This window comes from Microbacterium sp. NPDC012755 (assembly GCF_042901325.1).
In the GTDB taxonomy this organism is placed as follows: domain Bacteria; phylum Actinomycetota; class Actinomycetes; order Actinomycetales; family Microbacteriaceae; genus Microbacterium; species Microbacterium natoriense.
Window position 1 is genome coordinate 485,731 of record NZ_JBIBCT010000001.1, and the last position, 24,460, is coordinate 510,190.

Here is a 24,460-nt window from a genome sequence, read left to right on the forward strand (position 1 = left end):
ACCGTCGATGAGGGGATCCCCGTATCCCCCCGCACGACCGCCGAAGGACAGCATGCCGACCACGAAGATGCATCCGGATCGACTGTTCCCCAGCGATCCCGCCACCCGAGACATCGCCCGCGAGCTCTACGCCTCCGTCGCCGACGCCCCGATCTGCTCCCCGCACGGTCACGTCCCCGCCGCCCTGCTCGCCGAGAACGAGCCGTTCGCCTCGCCCACCGACCTGCTCATCACGGGCGACCACTACGTCACCCGCGTGCTGCACGGGGCCGGCATCCCCCTCGGCCGCGTGCAGGCGCCCTCCGGCGAGCCCGCCGTCGACCCTCGGGAGGCCTGGCGCGTGCTCGCCGCGCACTGGCGCCTCTTCCGGGCGACGCCCGTGCAGTACTGGCTCGAGTACCAGCTCAGCGAGGTCTTCGGGGTCACCGCACGGTTGAGCGCCGACACGGCGGACGCGATCTACGACGAGGTCGCCGAGCTCCTGCGCGAAGACGAGTTCCGCCCCCGTGCGCTGTTCGAGCGCTTCGGCGTCGACGTGCTCGCCACCACCGACGATCCCGCAGACGACCTCGCCGCGCACCGCGCCCTCGCCGCCGACCCCAGCTTCCACGGCAGAGTGCTGCCCACGTTCCGCGCGGATCGGGTGATGGACCCGTCCGCACCCGGATGGCTCGCCGCCGTCGATCGGCTGGCCGCGGCATCCGGCATCCCCTGCGGCACCTACGAGGGGATGCTGGCGGCACTGCGCGCCCGACGCGCGTACTTCCGCTCGGTCGGCGGCACCGCGACCGACACGGGGGTGGCCGACGCATGGGCCGTTCCGCTCGACCCCGCCGAGGCCGCGCGCATCCACGTCGCCGGCTTCCGCGGCCGTGCGACCGCCGCGGAGGGGGTCGCGTACCGCCGCGACATCCTCTACCGGCTCATCGAGATGTCGGCCGACGACGGCATGGTGATGCAGCTGCACCCGGGGGTGCATCGCAACCACCACGCGCCGACGCTCGCGCGCCACGGCGCCGACACCGGGCATGACCTGCCGCTGCCCACCACGTACACCGAGCCGCTGCGTCAGGCGCTGAACGACTTCGGCACGGGCACCGCGCTGCGGCTCGTGCTGTTCACGGTCGACGAGACCGCGTTCTCGCGCGAGCTCGCCCCCCTCGCCGGCTTCTACCCCAGCGTGTACGTCGGCGCCCCGTGGTGGTTCCTCGACACCCCCGACGCGATGGAGCGCTACCGCCGCGCCATCACCGACAGCGCGGGCTTCGCGAAGACCTCGGGCTTCATCGACGACACGAGGGCGTTCTGCTCGATTCCCGCGCGTCACGACATGGCACGCAGGGCCGATGCCTCGTACCTCGCGTCGCTCGTCGCCACGCACCGGCTGACCGAGGCGGATGCTGCGGAGATCGCGCTCGACCTCGTGCAACGCATCCCCTACGACACGTTCCGCATCCCGCGCTGAGCTCTGGCGCCCCGTTCGCGCGACCCCGACCGAGGTCGTACGCACCTCACCGCGTTTCGTCTCGCTCCGCTCGCTCAACGACCCGCTGAGGCGGGGGCCACTCCCTCACCCGGTCACGCCGGCGAGGGCGCCCCCTCACCCGGTCGTTGAGCGAGGAGCGCAGCGACGAGACGAAACGCCCCGATCCGCACGACCCCGACCGAAGTCGCACGACCCTCACCCCGTTTCGACTCGCTCCGCTCGCTCAACGACCCGCGCCCCGCACGCGAAACGACCGCCCCTCGCGAGAGGGACGGCCGTTCCGATCGGCGGGCTACGGGGCGCTCGGGCCGACCTTCGAGGTGGTCAGCGGAGCACGGGTCGCCGCGTTGCTGGTCGCCTCATGGGCGCCGACGTCGTAGACGCCCGCACGCTGACGACCCTCGATGTCATCCGTCACCCACGTGCCGTGGTCGGTCATGAACGCCGCGTTCACCGCGGGGCTCGACGAGCCGATCTTCCACACGCCCGTGGCATCCTGGGCGAGCTGCGGGTTGACCCGCGTGTAGCCCACCGTGGGGATGTTGCCGTTGGCGGCCGACCCCCACAGGATGTTGCCGCGCCAGTAGAAGTCCTGCATGAGCGGGACGTCGGCGAGCTTGTTCGTGCTGCCCTGGAAGATGTTGTCGACGATCGTCACGTTCCGCGGCTCCACCGTGCGGTGCGTCTCGCCGGCCAGGCCGTTGACGTTGTTCACGACGGTGTTCAGTCCGATGCGGATGCGGTCGGGAGCGTCGTACTTCTTGCGCGAGTCGGCGCTCTCCCCCACGAAGTGGTCGCGCACCGTGCCGGAGCCGACGATGATCGCCCCATCGACGTTGCTGATGCCGCTCACGTAGTTGTTCATGATCACGTGGTCGTTGCCGTAGATGCGGATGCCGTTCTCACCGTTCAGGATGTAGTTCGACAGCACCTTGTTGTTGTTGCCGTGGCGCAGCACGATGCCGCCCTTGCTGTCGCGGATCGTGTTGTAGCGGATGGTGTGCCCGCTGGACTTGACCGAGATCGCCTCGGGGTCGCCGTTCGCGTTCTCGAACAGGTTGTACTCCACGATCGCACCTCCGCTGGAGAGGGCCTTCGGGCTGGTGCCGAGCCTGATCGACTCGCCGCCGTTGGCTCCGGCGAAGGTCTGGTCGGAGAAGTAGTTGTGGTGGATGTGGGAGTTCTTGGCGACGGTGTCCGTCCCCGGTCCCTCGATGCCGAGGTAGACGCCGATCGTGCTCTTGCCGTGGAACCAGTTGTAGGCGATCTCCGAGTCGTCCGAGCGGACGATCAGGTTGTGCTCGGCCGACTGGGCGAAGAGGAACTCGTTGCGGATGAAGTCCACCGCCTTGCTGCTCGAGCCCACGTCGATCGTGGTCGACTGCGTGAACCTGAAGCCCTGGATGCTGACGTCGTGCACGCCGGAGAAGGAGAAGCTCGATGATCCGGTCAGCGTCACCCCGCCGACGGTCTCGGCCTTGATGGTCACCGGCTCGGACGAGGTCCCGGAGGCGCCGGAGCCGAGGCTCACCGCGGAGGAGACGCTGTAGCTGCCGTTCTTCAGCACGATCGTGTCACCGGGATCGGAGTTGTTGATGGCCGTCTGCAGCGCCGAGATCGAGGTGACCGTGGTGGTCGAACCGCTGCTGCTGCCGCCGCCCGGGGTGCCCGGCGTGCCGTAGACCTGCAGCTCCCAGAGCGAGTAGCCGTAGGCGGTGCCGCGCGCGGTGCCGTGCACCCGCAGGTAGCGGCCGGTGCCGTTGAGCCCTGTGATGTCATCGGTGCCGCCGTCGCCCGCCGTCTCGTTCTTGAGCGTGGTCCAGGTCGTGCCGTCGTCCGAGATCTGCACCGTGTATTTCGATGCGTACGCGTCCTCCCAGTTCAGCAGCACCCGAGACACCGAGGCTCCGGCGCCCAGGTCGACCGTGATCCACTGCGGATCGACGCCCTCCTGGCTCGCCCAGCGGGTGGTCGAGGATCCGTCCAGAGCGGCGGATGCGGGGAACGCGGACGTCTCCACAGAGGATGCCGTCGCCGGACGCCCCTGCGAGATGAGCGTCTCGGCGAGCGGGCCGACCTCGGTGGAGGTCAGCGGGCCCGCCTGGCCTGCCGGCGACGCCGGTGCGGCGGACTGGGGTGCGATCTCCGCGGCGCCGGCCGCAGCCGGCACGCAGGTCAGCGACAGGGTCGCGGCGGCGAGCACCGCGACGACCCGATGGGTGGTCTTCATATGCAGCTTCCGATCTTCATCGATGGGGAGACGCGGTCAGGGGGTGACCGCGACGTTGGTGAGCCCGGAGGTGGCGCCTGTCACCGTGTTCGAGGCGTAGACCTCGTTGGGGTTGGCTGAGCACTTCGAGGTCGAGGAGACGAACACCGCATAGCGGCCGACGCCGCCGAGGTCGGAGTCGTTGCCGCGCCAGATGTTGCCGCATCCCCAGCCGGTGAGCGGGTTGTGGGTCTCGTAGCCGTTCGCGAAGACACCGGGAGAGGAGAAGGTTCCGGTGTTGTCCTCGAAGAGGTACCCGTTGCCCTTGACGTCGATCCAGGAGTCGGCCGAGTTCTGACCGGAGAGCCCGGTGCCGTCGAAGGTGTTGCCGCGGACGACACCGCCCTCGGTGCCCTCCTTGACGTCGATGTGCTCGGCGGCGATCCCCGGGCCGAAGGCGTTGTCGAGCACCTGGACGCGGTCGGAGCGGTCACGCCCGGACGAATCGGCATAGCAGGTGAAGTTGGAGTTCGCGGAGCCGAGGTAGAGGCCCTCGCCGTACCCGGGCTGGGCGAGTCCGGTGCGCATGATCTGCGAGTTCTTGATGACGCCGTCGGCGGAGGACTTCCGGAAGTGCACTCCCTCGTCGTCGATGTCGCGCACGAGCACCCCGTCGATCGTGACGTGGGTCGCCGTGTCGAGCACGATGCCCTTCTTCGCGTCGGCGACGGTGAGGCCCGAGACGTTCCAGTAGGAGGCGCCGTACAGCCAGAGACCGTATCCGGAGTCCCAGCCGTCGCCGGGGTGCGGGCATCCGTTCAGGGTGCCGCTGGGGCCGTCGTTCGTGATGACGGCCGTGCGCGGCCCGGTGAGCGTGATGGGAGCGGATGCCGTGCCCGGCGTCGTCGCGACGAAGCTGCCCTGGTAGGTCCCCGGCGCGAGGCGGATGGTCTGGCCGGGGGTCGCGGCCGCGAGGGCCGACGTGAGCTGCGCCGCCGTGGAGACGTCGACGATCGTGCCGCCGCCCGGTGTGCCGGTGCCGGCCGTGCCGTACACCTGGACCTCGTACAGCGAGTATCCGTACGAGGTGCCGCGGGCGGTGCCGTGGATGCGCAGATAGCGTCCGGTGCCGTTCAGCCCCGTGATGTCGTCGGTGCCGCCGTTGCCCGCCGTCTCGTCCTTCAGCGTCGTCCACGACGACCCGTCGGCGGAGATCTGCACTCGGTACTTGGACGCGTACGCGGCTTCCCAGTTCAGCAGCACCCGCGATACGGACGCCCCGGCGCCCAGGTCGATCTGGATCCACTGCGGGTCGACGCCCTCCACGCTCGCCCAGCGCGTCGTTCCCGACCCGTCCACCGCGGCGGATGCCGGGAATGCCGATGTCTCCACGGACGACGCCGTGGCCGGGCGCCCCTGCGAGATCAGGGTCGCCGCGGTGACGGAGGCCGCCGGCTGAGCCGTTGCTGCCGTTGCTGCGGAGGCCGTGGACGGAGTGGCGCCCGTGGTCACGGATGCCGAGGCCGCCGGCGATGCGGCGCCCGTGGAGGCGGAGGCCGCTGTGGCGACGCCGAGTGGCAGCGCGACCGCGGCGGCGACGCAGGCCGTGAAGAGGCGCCTGCGGAAGGAAGTGGATCGTGCGTGTGACATCGTCGTCTCCTGCGCGTTCGGAAGAGCATCCGTCGGAGCCGGTCAGCCCCGTTCGTAAAACTTCTTACCATTAGTCGGCCGGTGTACGCCAGTGTTTTTGGCAAACGTTTGCCAGCCGGACGACACCACTCTACGACACGGGACCGCTCCCGAGCCAGCACGAATGCTCACGCGCAATCGGCACCTCGCGCCGGTACACGGCGGGCGCAGCGACATCCGGTGTCGGATCGAGGGAGTCGCTTCCCCGCCGTGAGCGCGGCGCCCGACGTCAGACGGCGAGGTAGGAGCGCAGCGTCGCCGCCTCGGACGCGAGGAGCGACGGGTCATCGCCGGGCACGAACTCCAGCAGCGCGTCGCGCGGCGGCTGCGCGGCGGCGCGCGCATCGGAGAAGAAGCGCGTCCACAGATCTGCGCGCTCGCGGAGCGGGAGGCGCTCCTTCACCGGCCACCAGGAGAAGACGTGGGCGGCGCTCGTGTGGGCCGCGATCTGTCGGTACTCGTCGATGGCGTCATCGACGGATGCTGCGACCGTCGGCTGCCAGTAGGTGCGCAGGTGCGGACTCCCGACCTCGGCGAGGAGCCGCAGCGTCGAGGGGGCGGTGGCGGCGAGGGTGCCGGAGTGGAACTCCAGCGCCAGCTCCATGTCCCGCTCTCCGGCTTCGGATGCCGCGGCCCGCAGCCGCTCGACGGCCCGAGTCCACTCGGCATCCGTCGCTTCCGCGGCATCGACGGAACCCGCCCAGATCCGCACGCGGTCGGCGCCGAGGGCCTCCGCGCTGTCGAGGACGGGGGCGATGTCCTCCCCCGAGCCCGCCCGGAAGTACGACCCGTACGATGCCACCGCGAGGCCCGCATCCCTCGTCGCCCGCGCGACCCGCTGCGCCCGGACGGTGTCACCCGCAGGCACGTGCACGTCGCCGCCCCACTCGATCGCCTCGAGCCCGGCATCGGCGGCGAGCGCGACGATCTCCTCCGGCCCGAGCGCTCGGAAGGTCACCGAGCAGAGCCCTGCGCGGATCCTGGTCATGTGCTCATCCTCTCGTGTTCTCTCCTGCAGTGCCGCAGCTTCGTCTCGCCGGAACCCCGTTTCGTCTCGGTCGCTCCGCTCCCTCGCTCAACGACCGAAGGGAGGAGTGGCCTCAGCCCAGGTGCGGTGACACCGCGGCGGCGAAGGTCTCCGCGGTGCGGCGCACGACGGCATCCGGAGCATCCGCCCAGATGTCGGCGTTGAAGATCTCGACCTCGATGTCGCGGTTGTAGCCGGCCTGGACGACGGCACGGGTGAGCGACCCGAAGTCGATCACCCCGTCGCCCGTGTAGTGCCGCGACAGCAGCACATCGGCGGCGAGCGGGGTCTTCCAGTCGCACACCTGGTACGTCGCGATGCGGCCCTCCCGCCCTGCGCGGGCGATCTGGTCGAGCACCTGCGGATCCCACCAGATGTGGAAGGTGTCGACCGCCGCGCCGACGACCGCAGGCTCGAAGTCCGCCGCGATGTCGAGCGCCTGCCCGAGGGTCGAGACGACCGCCCGGTCGGACGCGTACATCGGATGCAGCGGCTCGATCGCGAGCGTCACCCCCGCGGCCCTCGCGTCGTCGGCGAGCACACCGATCGCATCACGCACTCGTTCCCGCGCGCCCACGAGATCGCGTGAGCCCTCGGGAAGACCGCCGGCGACGAGCACGAGCACGGCCGTCGAACCGTCGGCGCCGGCCGCGGCGAGCGTCGCGGTCTCCTCGATCGCGCGACGGTTGTCGTCGAGCGCTGCGGTGCGCTCCGGTCCGTCGGGCAGGGTGAAGAACCCTCCGCGGCAGTGCGTCGTGAACCGCAGACCAGCGTCGGCCAGCATCCGTGCGGCGACGTCGAGTCCGACCTCGTTCACGGGCTCGCGCCAGAGCCCGATGGCCTGGATGCCGGCATCCGCCGTCACCCGCAGCGCCGTCGCGAGGTCGGCGTGCTTGATCGTGGCCTGATTGATCGACAGGCGAGGATCGGGGGCGCCGTCGCTCTGTCGGCTCAGATCCCGAATGTCGGTCGAAGGGATGCCGTGTCGAGCGACATTCGGGTTTCCTGCTGACGTTCCGGCCTGGATGCTCATGCGTCGACTCCGTTCAGACGCAGCATCCCGTGCCAGCGCTCTCGCGCGAGCTCCGGATGCTCCAGCGCGAGCGAGGCGTTCGCGAGCTCGACGATGCGGCTGAGGTGCGGGAGGCTGCGGGCCGAGTGGAGCCCCGCGACCATCTGGAACGCGGGCTGGTGACCGTTCAGCCAGGACAGGAAGGCGACACCGGTCTTGTAGTAGAACGTCGGCGCGGCGAAGACCTGCCGACTGAGTTCCTCGGTCGGGCCCAGGATCTCCCGGTAGCGCGCCGGATCCCCTGCGTCCAGCGCCTGGATCGCTGCCGATGCGACCGGGGTGATCGCGGCGAACGCGCCGAGCAGCGCATCGGAGTGCCCCGCGCCTGTCGATGCCGCCCCCGCGCCGGTCGTCGGGCGAGCACCCCCCGCGCCGGTCGTTGAGCGAGCGGAGCGAGACGAAACGCCCGCATCCGACGTCGACTCCGGCATGGAGCGTTTCGTCTCGTCGCTCCGCTCCTCGCTCAACGACCGGGTGGCGGTGGCCGGGTCGCCGCCGATGAGACCCACGTAGTTGAAGTCGTCGCCGGTGAACATGCGCACGCCGTCGGGCAGCTGCGAGCGCACGGCGATCTCGCTCTCGGCGTTCAGCAGGCTCATCTTCACGCCCGCGACCTTGCCCGGGTTCTCCGAGATGATGTCGAGGAGCACGGCGGATGCCGTCTGCCAGTCGTCCGCGCCGAAATACCCGGCGAGCTCCGGGTCGAAGGCCGTGCCCAGCCAGTGCAGCACCACCGGGACGATCGCGCTCTCCAGCACCGCACGGTACACGCGGCGGTAGTCGTCGGCATCCGCGGCCACGCGTGCGAGGTGGCGGGAGGCCATGAGCACCGGCCCCGCCCCCTGCTCCTCGGTGAAGTGCAGCTGCTCCCGGTAGGCGTCGATCACCCGATCGAGCGAGATGCGCTGCTCGTCGACGTGATCGGTGTTGACGCCGACGACGACAGAGCCGCCCTCCTCGCGCGCCACCTCGGCGCTGCGGGCGATGAGCTCGCGGGTGGCCGCGGCATCCAGTCCCATGTTGCGCTGCGCCGTGTCCATGGCGTCGGCGACGCCGAGGCCCCACGAGTACACGTTGCGGCGGAACGCGAGGGTGGAGTCCCAGTCGATGTCGGCGGGACGACCGGGAGTGTTGTCGGCGTGCGCCTTCGGCACGACGTGCGCCGCGGCGTACGCGACGCGGCTGCGCAGAGCGGATGCCGGGCGCGCGTAGCCTCCGGAGTCGTTCAGCGCCGCGTGCGACACCGTGCCGTCGGGCGCGAGGAGCGTCAGGGCGGACATCAGAGCGCCAGCGGTTCGATGGCGATCTTGCGGCCCTCGGCGCTGGAGGTGAGGCCGGCCTCGGCGAACTGCACGCCCTTGGCGCCCGCGAGCAGGTCGAACGGGTACTCGGTGCCCTCGACGTAGGAGACGAGGTACTCCTCCCACTGCTGGCGGAAGCCGTTGAGGAACACGTCGTTGGTCGGGACCTTCTGCCAGTCGGCGTCGTAGTCGCGGGTGTCTTCGAGGTCGGGGTTCCACACCGGCTTCGGCGTGGCGTTGCGCGGCTGGATCTTCGCGCCGAACAGTCCGACCACGGCGGAGCCGTGCGTGCCGTCGACCTGGAACTCGACGAGCTCGTCGCGGTTCACGCGCACGGTCCAGCTGGAGTTGATCTCGGCGATGATGCCGCCCTCGATCTCGAAGATGCCGTACGCGGCGTCCTCGGCGGTGGCGGTGTAGTGCTCGCCCTTCTCGTCCCACCGGTCGGCGATGTGCACGGCGGCCTGCGCGTACACGCTCGTGACCTCGCCGAACAGGTTCTCGAGCACGTAGTTCCAGTGCGGGAACATGTCGGAGATGATGCCGCCGCCGTCTTCGGTGCGGTAGTTCCAGCTCGGGCGCTGCGCGGGCTGCCAGTCCCCCTCGAAGACCCAGTAGCCGAACTCGCCCCGCACCGACAGGATGCGTCCGAAGAACCCCGAGTCGATGAGGCGCTTGAGCTTCTGCAGGCCGGGCAGGTACAGCTTGTCGTGCACGACGCCGGTCTTGACGCCGGCGGCCTTCGCCAGCCGGGCGAGTTCGAGCGCCTCGTCGAGGGACTCCGCCGTGGGCTTCTCCGTGTAGATCGCCTTCCCCGCGGCGATGGCCTTGCGGATCGCGGATGCCCTGGCCTTCGTCACGAGGAAGTCGGCGTAGATCTCCCACCGCGGGTCGGCGAGCGCGGCATCCAGATCAGTGGTGTAGTCCTCGATGCCGTGCTTCTCGGCGAGCTCGGCGAGCTTCGCCTCGCTGCGTCCGACGAGGATCGGCTTCACGGTGATACGGCTGCCGTCCGGCAGCTCGATGCCGCCCTCCTCGCGGATCGCGAGGATCGAGCGCACCAGGTGCTGCCGGTAGCCCATGCGTCCGGAGACGCCGTTCATGATGATCCCGATCTCGCGGGTGGTCGCCTGTGACATCAATCGTCCGTTCTGTGGGAAGTGGGGGCGCGTCCGTCGATAGTGGGTAAGCGCTTTCCGAAAGCATCCCATGCCGCACCACGCTCTCGCAACCCTTTCAGGAAAGCGCATTCCAGTTCCCAGGCTCTCTTCGCGCTCGACCAGAAGCGCATCCGAAGGCGCCCCGCTGCGGACGGCAGGCCGGCGGCGGGGTCAGCGGGTGCTGGAGCGCTCGATCAGCAGCGTCGGGATGATCGAGGGGCCGGGTGTCGCATCCTCCCCCTCGATGTCGGCGACCAGCGCGGCGACCGCGCGGTGGGCGAGAGCCGTGAAGTCCTGGCGGATCGTGGTCAGCGGGGGCCGGTAGTTCGCGGCATCCGGGACGTCGTCGAAGCCCACCACGGCGACGTCCTCCGGCACGCGGCGCCCCGACTCGGCGAGCGCGCGCAGGAGCCCCAGTGCCATCTGGTCGTTCGCGCAGAAGACGGCGGATGCCGCGGAGAGGGCGGCCCCCGCGGCGTATCCCGACTCGGCGCTCCAGTCGCCCCTGACCACCTCGGGGGCGTCGATCCCCGCCGCGGCGAGGGAGTCCCGCCACCCGCGCTCGCGCTCGGCCGCCGCGAAGGAGTCAGCAGGCCCCGCGAGGTGGTGGACGATCGGGCGCCCGGCCTCGAGGAGCCGCGCGGTGGCCAGTGCCGCGCCTCCGGCGTGGTCGCTGTGCACGGAGATGAAGCCGTCGTCGGTGGCCGCATCGACCACGACGAGCCGCAGCCCGGCCGGACGCTGAGCGGTCGGCACCTGGGCGGAGGCCTCGTTCAGCACGATCGCACCGTCGACCTCCTGCTCGGCGAGGTGCTCGAACGCCTCGGCGACGCCACCGGACGCGGTGACGAGCGTGAGGGCGTATCCCCGCTCCGCCGCGGCCTCGGCTGTGGCCTGCAGCATCCGCGAGTTGCCGACGGTGGCGAGGGTCGTGACGACGAGGCCGATGGTCTGCGAACGGCCGGTGCGCAGAGCCCTGGCGGCGCGGTGCGGGCGGTAGCCGAGCTCGGCCATCGCCTTCTCGACGCGTTCGCGCGTGGCGGGGTCGACCCGGGGGCTGTCGTTGACGACGCGGGAGACGGTCTGGCCGGAGACTCCGGCGCGGGCGGCGACGAGGGCCATCGACACGCGCCCCGATGCCGGGCGACGGCGCGGCATCCGCTCGCCGGGGAGTCCGAGTTCGCTGCGGGTCACCGGCATCCTCCGTTCACAACTCCTCAATGTTGACGTTACCACGCCGTCGGACGTACCATGTTTACGTGAACACGCACGAATCTCCGGAGTTCCGAACGGCGACCCTCTCCGCCGGCGTCACCAAGCGCGCGACGACGCTCGCCGACGGCCGCGACCTCATCTACTACGACGACCCCGACACCGCGCTCCCCGCGGAGCGCTCGATCGACGCCCGCACCCTCGACCCGCGCCCCGACACGGCCACGATGCGGCTCGACGTGCTCACCGGCGACTGGATCACGGTCGCCGCGAACCGCCAGAACCGCGTCATGATGCCGAGCGCAGACGCCGACCCGCTGGCGCCGCAGACTCCGACCAATCCGTCGGAGGTCCCCTCGCGCTACGACGTCGCGGTGTTCGAGAACAAGTCCCCCGCGTTCGGACCCGCCCTCGCCGAGGCCACGGGCGACGCTCCCGGAGCATCCAACCCTCCGCGCGGACTCGACGACCTCGCCGCCCTCGGACTCGGACGCACCCGCACCTCGGTCGGCCGCTGCGAGGTCGTGTGCTTCAGCCCGGAGCACACCGGATCCTTCGGCACCCAGAGCGTCACCCGCGCCCGCACCGTGATCGAGGCCTGGGCCGACCGCACCGCCGCTCTGTCGCAGCTGCCCGGCATCGAGCAGGTCTTCCCCTTCGAGAACCGCGGCGAGGCGATCGGCGTGACCCTGCCCCACCCGCACGGCCAGATCTACGCCTACCCCTACGTCACCCCGCGCACCACCCGCGTGCTGGAGAGCATCGACCGCACGGCGCCCGACCTTTTCCAGCGCATCCTCGAATTCGAGCAGTCGTCGGAGCGGGTCGTCTTCCGCGGCGAGCACTGGACGGCCTTCGTGCCCTTCGCCGCCCGCTGGCCGCTGGAGGTGCACCTGATGCCGCACCGTCACGTCCCCGACTTCGCCGAGACGACGGATGCCGAGCGCGACGAGCTCGCCCCGCTCTACCTGCGTCTGCTCCGCGGCGTCGACGCGCTGTACGAGACCCCGACCCCGTACATCGCCGCGTGGCACCAGGCTCCGGTCAACACCGGCCGCGACAGCGTGCGCCTGCACCTGCAGCTCACCAGCCCCCGCCGCGCCGCCGACAAGCTCAAGTTCCTCGCCGGATCCGAGGCCGCCATGTGGGCGTGGGCCGCCGAGGTCGCACCCGAGCAGGGCGCCGCCCGCATCCGCGAAGCCATCGCACGCGCAGAGGAGGCGTCCGCATGACCACCACCCAGGATGCCGCGACGGCGCTGTTCCTCGAGCTCACCGGCCGCGAGCCCGAGGGCCTCTGGTCGGCTCCCGGCCGGGTGAACCTCATCGGCGAGCACACCGACTACAACGACGGATTCGTGCTGCCGTTCGCGATCCCGCACCGCACGGTCGCGGCCGTCGGTCGACGCGATGACGGCGTCGGCCGTGTGCGTGTCGCCTCGACGTTCGCCACAGAGCCGGTCGAGGTCGCCCTCGACGAGCTCGACGGCCTGTTCCCGACGGCGGCCGGCGCGGAGCCCGCCGTCCCGGAGTGGGCGGCCTACCCGCTGGGGGTCGCCTGGGCTCTGGCTCAGGCCGCGTCTGTCGCCGGATCGGGCGTCGACATCGCGATCGCCTCCGACGTCCCCGTCGGCGCCGGGCTCTCCTCGTCCGCTGCGATCGAGGGCGCCACGGCATCCGCCCTGAACGACCTGTGGGGAGCCGGCCTCGACCGGGTCGCCCTCGCCCGCGTGGGCCGCAGGGCAGAGAACGAGGCCGTGGGAGCGCCCACCGGGATCATGGACCAGATGGCCTCCATGCTCGGCGAGCCGGATGCCGCGACCTTCCTCGACTGCCGCTCGCTGGAGGCGCAGCTCGTGCCGCTCGGCGTGGCCGAGGCCGGTCTCGCGATCCTCGTCATGGACACCCGCGTGAAGCACGCGCACTCCACCGGTGGCTATGGAGAGCGCCGTGCCGCGTGCGAGCGCGGAGCCGCGATCATGGGCGTCCCTTCGCTGCGCGACGTGACGGTCGCCGACCTGCCCAGGGCAGAGGCGCTCATGGACGACGTCACGTTCCGCCGCGTGCGCCACGTCGTGACCGAGAACCAGCGTGTGCTCGACACCGTCCGCGTGCTGCGCGAGTCCGGCGCCAGGGCGATCGGCGACCTGCTCGTCGCCTCGCACGCCTCGATGCGCGACGACTTCGAGATCTCCGTTCCCGAGCTCGACACGGCGGTCGAGGCGGCCCTCGCGGCCGGGGCGCTCGGCGCACGGATGACGGGCGGCGGCTTCGGCGGAGCCGCGATCGCGCTGATCGAGGCCGACGCCGTCGCTGAGGTGTCGGACGCCGTGGCCTCCGCGTTCGCGGCATCCGGGTTCTCCGCGCCCCATCTGTTCACCGTCGTGCCGTCCGCCGGCGCCGGTCGCGACGCCTGAGGACGTGCGCCCGTGCGGTGAGCACGCAGGTCGCACTGAAACACTGAGCCCCCCGACCCTGAAGGAGAACCATGTCCTGGATCGTCACCGGCGGCGCCGGCTACATCGGATCGCACGTCGTGCGGGCACTGTCGGATGCCGGGCTCACTCCGGTCGTGATCGACGACCTCTCCAGCGGGGTCGCGTCGTTCGTGCCGGAGGGCGTGACGTTCGTCCGCGGCAGCATCCTCGATCGGGAGCTCGTCGAGCGCACGCTGCGCGAGCACGACGCCGAGGGAGTGATCCACGTCGCCGGCTTCAAGTACGCGGGCGTCTCGGTGCAGCGCCCGCTGCACACCTACGCCCAGAACGTCGAGGGCACGCGCGTGGTGCTGGAGGCCATGGCGGCCGCGGGTGTCGCGAACATCGTGTTCTCGTCGTCGGCCGCGGTGTTCGGCACCCCCGACGGTGACCTGGTCGTCGAAGACACGGCGAAGCGGCCGGCCAACCCCTACGGCGAGTCGAAGCTCATCGGCGAATGGCTGCTGCGCGACCAGGCCACCGCGACCGCCGACTCCGCGCATCCGCTCCGGCACACGTCGCTGCGCTACTTCAACGTCGTCGGCTCGGCCGACCCCACGGTCTACGACGTGAGCCCGCACAACCTCTTCCCCATCGTGTTCGAGGCGCTGATCGCGGGCAGGACCCCGAAGATCTTCGGGGACGACTACGCCACCCCCGACGGCACGAACGTGCGCGACTACGTGCACGTGGGCGACATCGCCGCCGCGCACGTCGCCGCCGCGCGACGCCTGTCGGCGGGCGCGCCGATCGAGCCCGCCTACAACCTGGGCTCGGGTGACGGTCTCAGCGTGACGCAGATCATGGATGCCGTGGCTCGCGTGACCGGCATCGACTTCATCCCCGAGGTCGGCCCCCGGCGCCCCGGCGACCCCGACCGCATCGTCGCGACCGGCGAGCTCGCCGCCCGCGACCTCGACTGGCGGATGCGCTACACGGTCGACGAGATGGTCCGCACCGGCTGGGAGGCTCGTCGCGCGGCAGTCTAGTCGGGACGGCTCCGGGATCGCCCGTCCGGGCGAAGAACGGGTACCCCTTCCCCGATTCGCCCGGACGGGCGATCCCTCCGCCTCGCGTCGCGGTCGGGCGACGCCCTCGGGGTGCTCGGAAGGGTCAGAGGTCGCGGGTGCGGATCGGGTAGAACCAGAAGCACACCCAGGCCAGGGCCGTGAAGACGAGCGGGATCACCGCGACCATCACGCGGATGCCGCCGTCCACGGCATCCGGCTGGCCGTCGCCCAGCGTCGCGTCGAACCCGGATGCCGTCAGCACGGCGGCGGCGACGATCGCCTGCACCACCACGGCCCCGCGCACGACGAAGCCGTTCACGCCGAAGTACGCGCCCTCGCGCCGATGCCCCGTGCGCACGGCGTCGTCGTCGATGATCTGCGCCAGCATCACCTCGAGCAGCTGCAGGAGGCCTCCGATGCCGACCCCCACCGCGATGCCGACGAGAGCCGCGGCGAGCACCGTCGTCGGGAGCAGGTAGCCGAGCACGGCGACGCCGAAGACGCCGACGCTCCACAGCAGAGCCGTGCGCGGCGAGGTGCGCCGCACGACCGCGCTCCACAGCACGATCGACGGGATGGCCGTCACGAAGATGGCGCCGAGCAGCACGCTGCCCTCTCCCTCGGCCGCGTGCAGCGAGTACCGCACGTAGAACGGGAGGGCGGCGAGGATGATCGCGATCGACGTCTGCACGCACAGCGACCCGAGCACGTAGGGCACGAAGGCGCGGTTGGCGAAGGTGAGCGTCAGCTGGCGCCGCCAGGTCATGGCTTCGGATGCCGCCTCCGGCACGGTGCGCTCGACCATGCCGCCGAGGAACGACCACACGAGGAGGACGAGGCAGACTCCGCCGAGCACGAGCGCCATGCCAGGCCAGCCCATCGAGCCGTACAGCGCCGGGGCTCCTGCCGTGCCCAGCACCATTCCGAGGATCGCGAAGATCTGCCGCGGGACGTTGCCGCGGGCGCGCTCCTCCGTGGTGCGGAAGATCTCGGGGAACAGGGCGGAGATGTTGAGCACGACCACGACGAAGGCGATGTCGTACACCGCGACGACCACGAGGAACCAGGCGATCAGCCCGGCGACGGGGAGTTCAGGCGGCATCCACACCAGCGCGAAGGCCACGACCAGCGGCACGATGCCGAGCCCGATCCAGGGCACCCGGCGCCCCCACGGCGTGCGGATCCGGTCGGACAGCGCACCGACGACGGGGTTGAGCACGGCGTTGAGGATGCCGTGGGCGATCATGGCCGCGGCGACCCACCCCGGCGGCACGCCCAGGTGCGTGACGTAGAAGTAGACGACGAAGGCCGAGAAGGTCTGCGCCATCAGCTGGGTCGGGAACCCGGAGGCGCCGAAGGCGATCGTCTGGGCGCGCGGGGGCGCCGCGTCGATGCGGCGGTCGCGGAGCGCGCCGAGCAGGGTCACCGCGCCGCACTCCGCTGCAGCTCGCGCAGCGCACGCCAGCCGATGCGCACGAGACCCTCGTCCTCGATCGCCTGCAGCACCGCGGGGTCGGCGAGCAGCCGGTGCTCGTAGCCGCGTTTGGCGGCGGCGAAGTCGACCGCCGCCCTGAGCTCCGCGTCGTCGATCATCGGATGCAGGTAGATCTCGGTGACTCCGGCGGGGACGGCGCGCAGCAGCGCGATGAAGCCGTCGCGCACCTGCTCGTACCCCTCCTCGGCATCCGTGCCCTCGCCGACGATCTCGAAGGGGTGCGACCAGAGCCGGTCGATGATCTCGACGCCGAGGGAGTCCGCCGCAGCGGCCGCCCGGTCGAGGGTGCGCTGCAGCTCGACGTCCGCGTCTGCGCCGTCCATGCTGCGCGGCAGCCGGAAGGGCAGACCGTGGCGTGCGGCGAGCGCGAACACCGGTGCGAGGAAGTCGCGGCCGGTGAGGAGTCCGTAGACCGAGCCCATGTGGTTATCGAGGTGGGTGACGTCGACCCCGGCGTCGAGCGCGGCCTGCAGCTGCGCGGCGATCTCGGCGGCGACGTCGTCTTCGGCCGCGTTCTCCTCGACCGGCCGCACCTCCGAGGGGAAGAATCCGTCGGCGTCGACGAGCGTCGTGCCCACGCCGGTCAGCGGCCGCCAGCGGTACCGGGTCCACTCGCTGGTCAGCACGAGGTGCACGCCCACGTCGAGGTCGGTGCGGGATGCCGCGAACGCCAGCGCCTCCGGCGACCACGGGCACGGCACCATCACCGTCGTGGAGTCGATGCGCCCGGCATCCAGCAGCTCGGTGATCGCGAGGTTCGCCGCGTGGCACATGCCGAAGTCGTCGGCGTTGAGGATGATCGCCCGTGCTCCGGGGGCGAGGCCGAGCCGATCGGCGAGGTCGGAGATCATCGACTGCTCCTGTCGGGGAGGACGCTGCTGAACACGGTGGTGCGGAGGGCGGATGCCGCCTCGCCGATCGCGCCGACCAGCGGCGCCTCCGGCCCGAACGACGAGACCAGGAAGCGCATGGGCAGCTGCGCGGCATAGGCGTCGGCCACGGACTGCACGGCGTCGACGAGCACGGGATGCGCCGCCGATCCGCTCAGCACGAACGCCTCGGGGTCGAGCACGAGGGCGACGCTGCCCGCGACGAGGGTGATGCGCCGACCCATCTCGGCGGCCATCGCGAGCGCGGCCTCATCACCGGCGGCCGCCGCGTCGAGGTGCTGGTCGAGCGTGAGCGAGGGGTCGCGCCCGTTCGTCAGCGCCAGGTCGCCCACGACCGCGTCGCCCAGCACGGGCGCGCCGATCGGCAGCGGGGTCTGCGGCAGGTACATGACCTCTCCCGCGACACCGGAGAAGCCTCTGTGCAGCATGCCGTCGATCACGATGCCCCCGCCGAGGCCGTCGTCGAGCAGCAGCAGCGCGAAGCTGGAGAGCTCGGCGCCCGCTCCCGAGGTGAGCTCGGCGAGAGCGGCGAGGTTGACGTCGTTCTCCACCCGCACGGGGCAGTCGAGCCGGGAGATCAGGGCCGCCTTGAACGCGCCGCCGTCTGGGCCCTGGTCGTCGCGGATGCCGCCGTCGGCCGTGACGATGCCCGGCACCCCGATGACGACGAGGCGCAGCGGCGCCTGCACCGCCAGCAGGCACTCGTCGATGAGGCTCGTGATGTGCTCGACCCGGTCGCCGCGGAGCGGGAAGGGCGCGTGCTGCTCCGCTCTGACGACGCCCATCGGGTCGACGAGCGCGACGTGCGCGGCATGGTGGTCGACGTGGACGGCGGCGGCCACGCCGAGTCGGGGATGCAGCGCCACTCTGCTCGCCGCGGGTCCGCGGGTCTCGCGGTCGACACCGGCGGGGACGACGGCGCCCGCACCCTCGAGCATCCGCAGCACCTGGGTGACGGCGGTGCGCGAGAGGCCGGTCGCGGCCATGAGCTCGGCGCGGGTCTGCGGCCCTCTGCGCCCGAGGGTCTCGAGGATGGCCCGCCCGTTGAGCGTGCGGAGCAGAGACTGCGGACCTGCGATCGGCCTGGCCATGGTGATCCCCCGGGAGTCGACTTCGCCCAGCCTGACACATCGCGTCGTACTTGTCGACGGGTGTTGCGCCCGCCCGATCCGGCCTCCATTTAGGGTGGACGGATGACGCAGCTGGTGATCCGCGAGGCTCAGATCGACGACGCCGACGAGGTCGCCGCCGTGCACGTGCGCTCCTGGCAGGTCGCGTACCGAGGGCTCATGCCGCAGGAGCTCCTCGACGGCCTCTCCATCGAGGAGCGAGCGGAGGGATGGCGACGCATCGTCGCCGATCCGCTGCCGACCGGCCTCGGCATCCTCGTCGCCGTCCGCGACGGCGCCGTCATCGGCTGGACCTCGTTCGGCTCGGGGCGCGACGACGATGGGCTGGCCGACGGCGAGGTGTACGGCATCTACGCCGACCCCTCCGCATGGTCGACCGGTGTCGGTCACGCCCTGCTCACCGCCGCGGAGAAGGTCATCGCGGATGCCGGGCACACCCGCGCCTACCTGTGGGTGCTCGACGGCAACGACAGGGCAGACGCCTTCTACGCGGCCCACGGCTGGATCGCCGACGGCGCGACCAAGGTCGACGAGCGTCCGTACGCGTCGTTCGCGGAGCACCGCCGCGTGAAGGACCCGCTGCGCTGAGCGGACGACGCCGGCGTCAGACGACCGGCGTCAGCGGGCTCGTCGCCGCGCGACCTTCTCCGCACGCGCCGCGGAACGGACCTCCGCCGCGGAGAGGCCGAGGTGCGGAGCGGAGCGGATCCACGCGTAGGTCGCGGCCTCCGAGGCGTGATCGCCGAGCGCCGCGAAGCACCCGGCGAGATCGAACGCCGACGCCCTGACGCGCACCATCAGGTCGGCGTCGGCGGTGCCCGCACCGATGTCGAGCACTCGGCGGTGTGCTCCGGCGGCCTCCGCCGTGCGCCCGAGCCCTCCGAAGAGGATCGCCTGGTTGCGGAGCGCCTTCGCACAGCGGAGCCGACCGGATGCCGTGTCGACCGACTGCCCGTGCACGGCGACGACGTGCTCGTAGGCGGCGAGAGCGCCGGCGACGTCGCCGATCTCGTCGATCATGATGGCGCGGTTGTAGACGCCCTGCTGGCGCGTCGTCGCCAGCTCTCCGTCTGTCTCCCCCTCGGCGAGCGCATCGAGCGCCTCGTACGCCGCGATCGCCCCTCGAGGATCCCCGAGAGCGCCGAGCGCCATGCCCAGCCGGAGGTACGCGCGGGCCTGCACGCGCTCGGCGCGGAGGTCGCTCCCTGCCCGGATGACGGTCGCCTGGCGCGCCAGCGTCGCGACCTGCTCCCAGTACTTGGCGTCCTGGAGCCAGCCCGCCCAGGCGTCCAGCGCCGCGAGCCGCAGCATCGCGACATCGACGTCGTCTGTTCCGGCGCTCTCCTCGACGACGCCCCTCCAGAGGCCCTCCGCCTCGGCGACCCGCCCCTTCTCGGCGAGCTCGTCGGCGGCGTAGAGACGATCTCGCAGCGACCGGTACCGTTCGGTCGCCGCATCACCGGACGCGGCATCCGCCCCCGGCAGCAGCGAGAGGATCCGGAGGTTCTCGCGGGCACGGCGGACCGTGTCCTGGATGCCGTCGTCGTCGGCGTCGCCGAAGCGGGCGTCGAGCGCACGGAGCAGGTCGATCGCCGCGCCTGTGCTCCCCTGCTCATGCGACTCCACCGCGTCGCCGAGCATCCTGGTCGCGTCGAGTCGGCGGATCCTCACGTCGGGGTCGTCGGCGAATCGTTCGGCGAAGAGGCGCCGCAGCTCCCTCGATTCGGTCTGCCCTGTGAGATCGGAGCGCCACGCCGACCACAGCGCGTTCGCCGCCCACCGGCGCACGTCGCCGGACGGGTCCGCGGAGAACTCGGCGAGAACCTCGTCGATCGCCTTCCGGGATGCGTCCTGCCGTCCGGCCTCACGGAGGAACCTGCTCTCCCAGTACCCCGCCTGCACGCGCTCCGACCTGGCGATGTCGCGCCCCGTCGCCCGCACGTTCGCGGAGAGTCGGGCGAGCGTCGACAGCGCATCGTCCCGCCCTCCGAGATCGGACTGCCGGAGCGCCCTGTCGAGGAGCAGCGCGGCCATCTTCGGCACCGTCTCGACGTCGTCCCAGAAGGCGGCGAACCTCTCCTCCACGGCGAGGGACGCGGCCACGGCCGCCACGGGGTCTCGCTCGGGAGACGAGGGCTCGCGCGCCGCCGTCGCTCCATCGGGATGGCCGAGCACGCTCGCGATGCGCGCCGCGACGCCGAACCGGGCGAGGGCCGACCGCGGATCATCGTCCGACAGGAACACCCGGTCGGCCTCGCGCAGCAGCGCAAGGCCGGATGCCGTCGCGTACGCGGTGGCGCCGACGTGGCGAAGGAGATCGGAGAGGACGAGGGCGCGCGCATCGGCGTCGGCGTCCGCTGCGTACCGCCCGAGGAGAGCAGACCACTCCTCGGCGGCGACGGCATCCCGATCCGCTCCGTCGAGACGATCGAGGATCTCCTCCAGGTGCCGGGTCTCGCGTCGCGCGCGCTGCACGCCTGGTTCCCCGAGCCCGTCTGCCAGCAGCCGCCTCACGGGGGCGACGGCCTCGAGCGCCGGGGCGCCCTCGGCGATCGCGATGTCGGCGAGGAGCAGCGCGGCGTCGAGGGCGAATCCCGCGGAGCCGGGACCGGAGCGCGCCTCTCGTACGACCAGATCGAGCACCTCGGGAACACCGGAGAGGTCGAGGTCGTTCTCGACGCGCAGCCGCGAGGCGGTGAACATCGCCTCGAGCCTGATCGACGCCGACCGCGGGTCGGCCTCTCCGCCGAGGCGGAGGGCGAGCTCGTCGAGAGCCACGGCGATGGACGAGGGCGACTGCCCCAGCCATTTGCGGATCATCTGCGCGGTGAGCGCGGCCTCGGCGGCTGCCCGCCGGACGCCCGCATGCGGGGAGTCTCGCCAGCGGGCGTCGAGGGCGACGGCGCGCTGGAGCACCTCCACGTGCAGCACCGGATCGACGTCGTCCAAACCGTGCACGAACTCGATCCGCGGGAGCTCCGCGTACGCCAGCGCCTCCGCCGTGCGCTCGTCGTCGACGCCATCGGTGAGAGCGGCCAGGCGTTCCAGGTGACGATCGATCGTCTCCGGCTGCTCGATCTCCACGTCGAGTCCGATGAGCAGCCCCGTCGCCTCGGCGAGAGCGCACGCCTCGTCGGCGCCGGTCGCGGATGTCGCCCCTGCGAGTCCTTCGACCAGCAGGGCGCGCGCCGCCCCCTGCTCGCCCTCGTCGATGCGCGCTCGCGCCTCTTCAAGCAGGCTGAAGATCCCCATGTCGACGCGTCCCCCTCCTCGCCGGCCGGCGGGTGCTCTCGGCCGGCGTTCCGCCACGACCGACAGTCTCGCACGGGCGTCGGTCACGGCGCCCGTGCGAGACTCGTCGGTGCCGTCGGAGCGGGCCTCAGTCGGCCAGCATCCCCTCGTCGGTGTACTCCGGCGCGGGGAGCGCCGACAGCTGAAGGCGCCGCATGATCTCCTTGACCTCGTCCTTCGGGCCGCGGCCGAGGTCGACGACGATGCCCTCCTCGTCGGGCTCGAGCGGCTCCAGGGTCGCGAACTGCGAGCCCAGCAGGCTCTGCGGCATGAAGTGGTCGAAGCGGGTGCTGAGTCTGTTCGCGATCGTCTCGCGCGTGCCGTCGAGATGGACGAAGGCGACGCCCGGTCCGCTGAGCCGGTCCCGGTAGACGCGGCGCAGCGCCGAGCAGGTCACGATCCCGGGGGTTCCGGATGCCGTGTGCAGCTGGATCCACGCGGCGATCCGCTCCAGCCACGGCCACCGGTCCTCGTCTGTGAGGGGCACCCCGGCGGCCATCTTGGCGACGTTCGCCGCGGGGTGGAGATCGTCTCCCTCTTCGAGGTCCCAGCCCAGCCGTCCGGCCAGCATGCCGGCCACGGTGGACTTGCCCGATCCGGAGACCCCCATCACGACCAGCACGATGGGCGGGTCCGGCGGGGTCTGCACGGCGTCCTGTCCGTTCGTCGACGTCATGATCAGACCACCAGATCCAGGAGCAGCACGCCGGCGAGGCCGACGACCGAGATCAGGCACTCCAGCACCGTCCAGGTCTTGAACGTCTGCGGCAGGCTCGTTCCGAGGTACTGCTTGACGAGCCAGAACCCGGCGTCGTTCACGTGCGAGAGGAACACCGAGCCGGAGCCGATCGCGAGCACGAGGAGGGCGACCTCCGGGCCGGGGAGCGTCGACGCGGCCGACGTCATGAGACCGGCCGCCGTGATCGTGGCGATGGTGGCTGAGCCCGTGGCGATGCGCACGAGCACGGCGACGAGCCAGCCGAGCAGCAGCACCGAGACCCCGCTCTCGAGCACGGCCCTGGTGATGACCTCGCCGATGCCGGTGTCGATGAGGACCTGCTTGAAGGCGCCGCCCGCACCCACGATGAGGAGGATGCCGGCGATCGGCGGGAGGCTGCTCTCCAGGGAGTGCGCGACCGTGGTGCGGTTCATCTTCCCGCCGGCGCCGAGCACGAAGATGCCGAAGATCAGCGTGATGAGCAGCGCGATCGCAGGGGTGCCGGCGAAGTCGAGCACGACCTTCCACGCATCCGTCGAATCGGGCGCGATGACCGCGGCGAGCGCCTTGCCCATCATGAGCACGACCGGGAGCAGGATGCTGGAGAGCGCGGCGGCGAACGAGGGGCGCGGGCGCTGCGTGACGTCCTCGCCCTTGTCCTCGGCGGTGAGGAACATGTCGGGCACGGGCACGGGAGCCCACTTCGCGGCGAACCCGCTGAAGACGGGGCCCGCGATGATGATCGTCGGGATCGCGATGATCACGCCGAAGGCGAGGGTGAGGCCGAGGTTCGCGCCGAGGGCGTCGATCGCGATCAGCGGTCCGGGGTGCGGGGGCACGAGGCCGTGCATCGCGGAGAGGCCGGCGAGGGTGGGGATGGCGATCTTCATCAGCGCGACGCCCGAGCGGCGGGCGACGAGGATGATCACCGGGATGAGCAGCACGAGGCCGATCTCGAAGAACATCGGCAGACCGATCACGGCGCCGACGACGCCCATCGTCCACGGCAGTGCCCTCTTGCTCGACCGCGAGACGAGGGTGTCGACGACGCGATCCGCGCCGCCGGAGTCGGCGAGCAGCTTGCCGAACATCGCGCCGAGGGCGATCAGCACGCCGACGCCGCCCATCGTCGAGCCGAAGCCGTTGGAGAAGCTGGTGAGCGCCTGGCCGGTGGCCATACCCGCGCCGATGCCGACACCGAGGGCGCCGATCGTCAGGGCGAGGAAGGGATGCACCTTCAGCCAGGTGATCAGGACGATGATCACGGCGAAGCCGATCAGTGCGGCGGTGATGAGCTGGGCGTCCGAGCCGACGGGGACGATCGGGGCAGGGTCCGCCGTCTTCAGCAGTGTCAAGGGAACCATCATTGTTCCTCCCATGGGGGAAGCACTGTCCGAGAGCCACGGCGCTTCCGTCTGATATTTACGAGTACGGTACCTAAATAATCAGACTATTTCAAGATCTGTGCGGGATTGTCTGCTCCGCTGGCGCGAGCGGATGCAAACATCGGGTCTTTCCCCTACCATGAGGCCATGCCTCAGAACGCTCTGCACGATGTGATCGTCGAGCGCTGGGGTGCGGACATCGGCGCCGAGCGCCGCACCCCCGGCAGCCGGATCATCATGGACGACGCCGTGGCCGAGTTCGGCGCCTCACGCAGCGCGATCCGCGAGGCGGTGCGCGTGCTCGAATCGCTCGGCATGGTCGCGTCGCGCCAGCGCGTCGGCATCATCGTGCAGCCGCCGGAGACGTGGAGCCCCTACGACCAGCGCGTGCTGCGGTGGCGGCTCGACGGACCGCGGCGCGCCGAGCTGCTGCAGAGCCTCAGCGAGCTCCGCAGCGCCGTCGAGCCCGTCGCCGCCCGGCTCGCCGCGTTGCACGCGACCCCGGCGCAGTGCGGTGCGCTGACCGCCGCGGTCATCGGGATGTCGTCGACCTCACGCGCCGCCGACACCGACGAGTACCTCGCCCACGACATCGACTTCCACACCACGCTGCTCCAGGCCTCGCACAACGTCATGCTCAGCAGCCTGTCGCCGATCGTCGTCGCGGTCCTCGAGGGCAGGACGCACCACGACCTGATGCCGGACGTCGCGGATCCGGAGGCGCTGCGCCTGCACGGCGAGGTCGCCGCCGGAGTGCAATCGAGGGATGCCGAGCGCGCCGAGTCGGCCATGCGGGCGATCGTCGCCGAATCCGCGGAGGCGATGGAGCAGACCACCCGCGCACTGCGCCAGTCGTCGAACGACTGACCCGCTCGCACCTCACCGCGTTTCGTCTCGCTCCGCTCGCTC

The 24,460-nt window shown here is 71.2% G+C and carries 19 protein-coding genes; 6 read left to right on the top strand and 13 right to left on the bottom strand.

Annotated features, from left to right (window positions below; genetic code table 11):
• The first annotated feature begins 52 nt into the window (after positions 1–52).
• A complete protein-coding gene (uxaC, locus tag ACFY5A_RS02430; protein ID WP_105672936.1) occupies positions 53–1,465 on the top strand; it encodes a glucuronate isomerase in 1,413 nt (470 codons plus the stop codon).
• Between the two features lie 313 nt (positions 1,466–1,778).
• Here uxaC and ACFY5A_RS02435 read toward each other — a convergent pair whose 3' ends face one another.
• From ACFY5A_RS02435 to ACFY5A_RS02465, 7 genes are all read right to left on the bottom strand, one after another.
• A complete protein-coding gene (locus ACFY5A_RS02435; RefSeq protein WP_387231577.1) occupies positions 1,779–3,716 on the bottom strand; it encodes a chondroitinase-B domain-containing protein in 1,938 nt (645 codons plus the stop codon).
• A 36-nt stretch (positions 3,717–3,752) separates the two neighbouring features.
• Positions 3,753–5,345 carry a discoidin domain-containing protein gene (locus ACFY5A_RS02440; protein ID WP_387231579.1) on the bottom strand — a complete coding sequence of 531 codons (1,593 nt, stop codon included), beginning with the start codon at positions 5,343–5,345 and terminating at the stop codon, positions 3,753–3,755.
• 268 nt (positions 5,346–5,613) lie between these two features.
• On the bottom strand, positions 5,614–6,372 hold the full coding sequence (locus tag ACFY5A_RS02445; protein ID WP_341941249.1) for a TIM barrel protein: 759 nt from the start codon (positions 6,370–6,372) through the stop codon (positions 5,614–5,616).
• Positions 6,373–6,484: 112 nt separating this feature from the next.
• Positions 6,485–7,444 carry a sugar phosphate isomerase/epimerase family protein gene (locus ACFY5A_RS02450; protein ID WP_387231581.1) on the bottom strand — a complete coding sequence of 320 codons (960 nt, stop codon included), beginning with the start codon at positions 7,442–7,444 and terminating at the stop codon, positions 6,485–6,487.
• Complete coding sequence (locus tag ACFY5A_RS02455) at positions 7,441–8,763, bottom strand: DUF993 family protein (protein WP_387231583.1); 1,323 nt, start codon at positions 8,761–8,763, stop codon at positions 7,441–7,443. Before ACFY5A_RS02455 ends, ACFY5A_RS02450 begins: the two co-directional genes overlap by 4 nt.
• A complete protein-coding gene (locus ACFY5A_RS02460; protein ID WP_387231585.1) occupies positions 8,763–9,923 on the bottom strand; it encodes a Gfo/Idh/MocA family protein in 1,161 nt (386 codons plus the stop codon). The genes ACFY5A_RS02455 and ACFY5A_RS02460 overlap by 1 nt, the downstream gene beginning before the upstream one ends.
• Positions 9,924–10,115: 192 nt before the next feature.
• Positions 10,116–11,066: a LacI family DNA-binding transcriptional regulator gene (locus ACFY5A_RS02465; protein ID WP_387235868.1), complete on the bottom strand. Its 951-nt coding sequence runs from the start codon at positions 11,064–11,066 to the stop codon at positions 10,116–10,118.
• Positions 11,067–11,203: 137 nt separating this feature from the next.
• Here ACFY5A_RS02465 and galT point away from each other — a divergent pair, with 137 nt between their 5' ends.
• The 3 genes from galT to galE all read left to right on the top strand — a co-directional run bounded on the left by galT (position 11,204) and on the right by galE (position 14,621).
• On the top strand, positions 11,204–12,388 hold the full coding sequence (gene galT / locus ACFY5A_RS02470) for a galactose-1-phosphate uridylyltransferase (RefSeq protein WP_223585848.1): 1,185 nt from the start codon (positions 11,204–11,206) through the stop codon (positions 12,386–12,388).
• Positions 12,385–13,572, top strand: a complete 1,188-nt coding sequence (galK, locus tag ACFY5A_RS02475; protein ID WP_341941244.1) for a galactokinase — start codon at positions 12,385–12,387, stop codon at positions 13,570–13,572. Before galT ends, galK begins: the two co-directional genes overlap by 4 nt.
• A gap of 71 nt (positions 13,573–13,643) precedes the next feature.
• Positions 13,644–14,621, top strand: a complete 978-nt coding sequence (gene galE / locus ACFY5A_RS02480) for a UDP-glucose 4-epimerase GalE (RefSeq protein ID WP_387231588.1) — start codon at positions 13,644–13,646, stop codon at positions 14,619–14,621.
• A gap of 124 nt (positions 14,622–14,745) precedes the next feature.
• Here the strand turns inward: galE and ACFY5A_RS02485 are convergent, their stop codons facing one another.
• From ACFY5A_RS02485 to ACFY5A_RS02495, 3 genes are read right to left on the bottom strand one after another with little or no spacing between them, the layout of a single operon-like run.
• Positions 14,746–16,068, bottom strand: coding sequence for an MFS transporter (locus tag ACFY5A_RS02485; protein WP_341941242.1), 1,323 nt, complete (start codon positions 16,066–16,068; stop codon positions 14,746–14,748).
• A complete protein-coding gene (locus tag ACFY5A_RS02490; RefSeq protein WP_223585845.1) occupies positions 16,065–16,988 on the bottom strand; it encodes a polysaccharide deacetylase family protein in 924 nt (307 codons plus the stop codon). The genes ACFY5A_RS02485 and ACFY5A_RS02490 overlap by 4 nt, the downstream gene beginning before the upstream one ends.
• Positions 16,985–18,118, bottom strand: a complete 1,134-nt coding sequence (locus ACFY5A_RS02495) for an ROK family protein (RefSeq protein WP_387231590.1) — start codon at positions 18,116–18,118, stop codon at positions 16,985–16,987. The genes ACFY5A_RS02490 and ACFY5A_RS02495 overlap by 4 nt, the downstream gene beginning before the upstream one ends.
• A gap of 102 nt (positions 18,119–18,220) precedes the next feature.
• Between ACFY5A_RS02495 and ACFY5A_RS02500 the strand changes: the two genes are divergently transcribed.
• Entirely contained in the window at positions 18,221–18,745 is a 525-nt protein-coding gene (locus ACFY5A_RS02500) for a GNAT family N-acetyltransferase (RefSeq protein ID WP_341941240.1), read from the top strand.
• Positions 18,746–18,775: 30 nt separating this feature from the next.
• Here ACFY5A_RS02500 and ACFY5A_RS02505 read toward each other — a convergent pair whose 3' ends face one another.
• From ACFY5A_RS02505 to ACFY5A_RS02515, 3 genes are all read right to left on the bottom strand, one after another.
• Entirely contained in the window at positions 18,776–21,409 is a 2,634-nt protein-coding gene (locus ACFY5A_RS02505; protein ID WP_387231592.1) for a hypothetical protein, read from the bottom strand.
• Positions 21,410–21,536: 127 nt separating this feature from the next.
• Positions 21,537–22,124 (bottom strand): gluconokinase, encoded by a 588-nt coding sequence (locus ACFY5A_RS02510; RefSeq protein WP_341941238.1) that lies wholly within the window; start codon positions 22,122–22,124, stop codon positions 21,537–21,539.
• Positions 22,125–22,126: 2 nt separating this feature from the next.
• A complete protein-coding gene (locus ACFY5A_RS02515; protein WP_341941237.1) occupies positions 22,127–23,530 on the bottom strand; it encodes a gluconate:H+ symporter in 1,404 nt (467 codons plus the stop codon).
• A 168-nt stretch (positions 23,531–23,698) separates the two neighbouring features.
• Between ACFY5A_RS02515 and ACFY5A_RS02520 the strand changes: the two genes are divergently transcribed.
• Entirely contained in the window at positions 23,699–24,418 is a 720-nt protein-coding gene (locus ACFY5A_RS02520; RefSeq protein WP_341941236.1) for an FCD domain-containing protein, read from the top strand.
• Positions 24,419–24,460 lie beyond the last annotated feature (42 nt).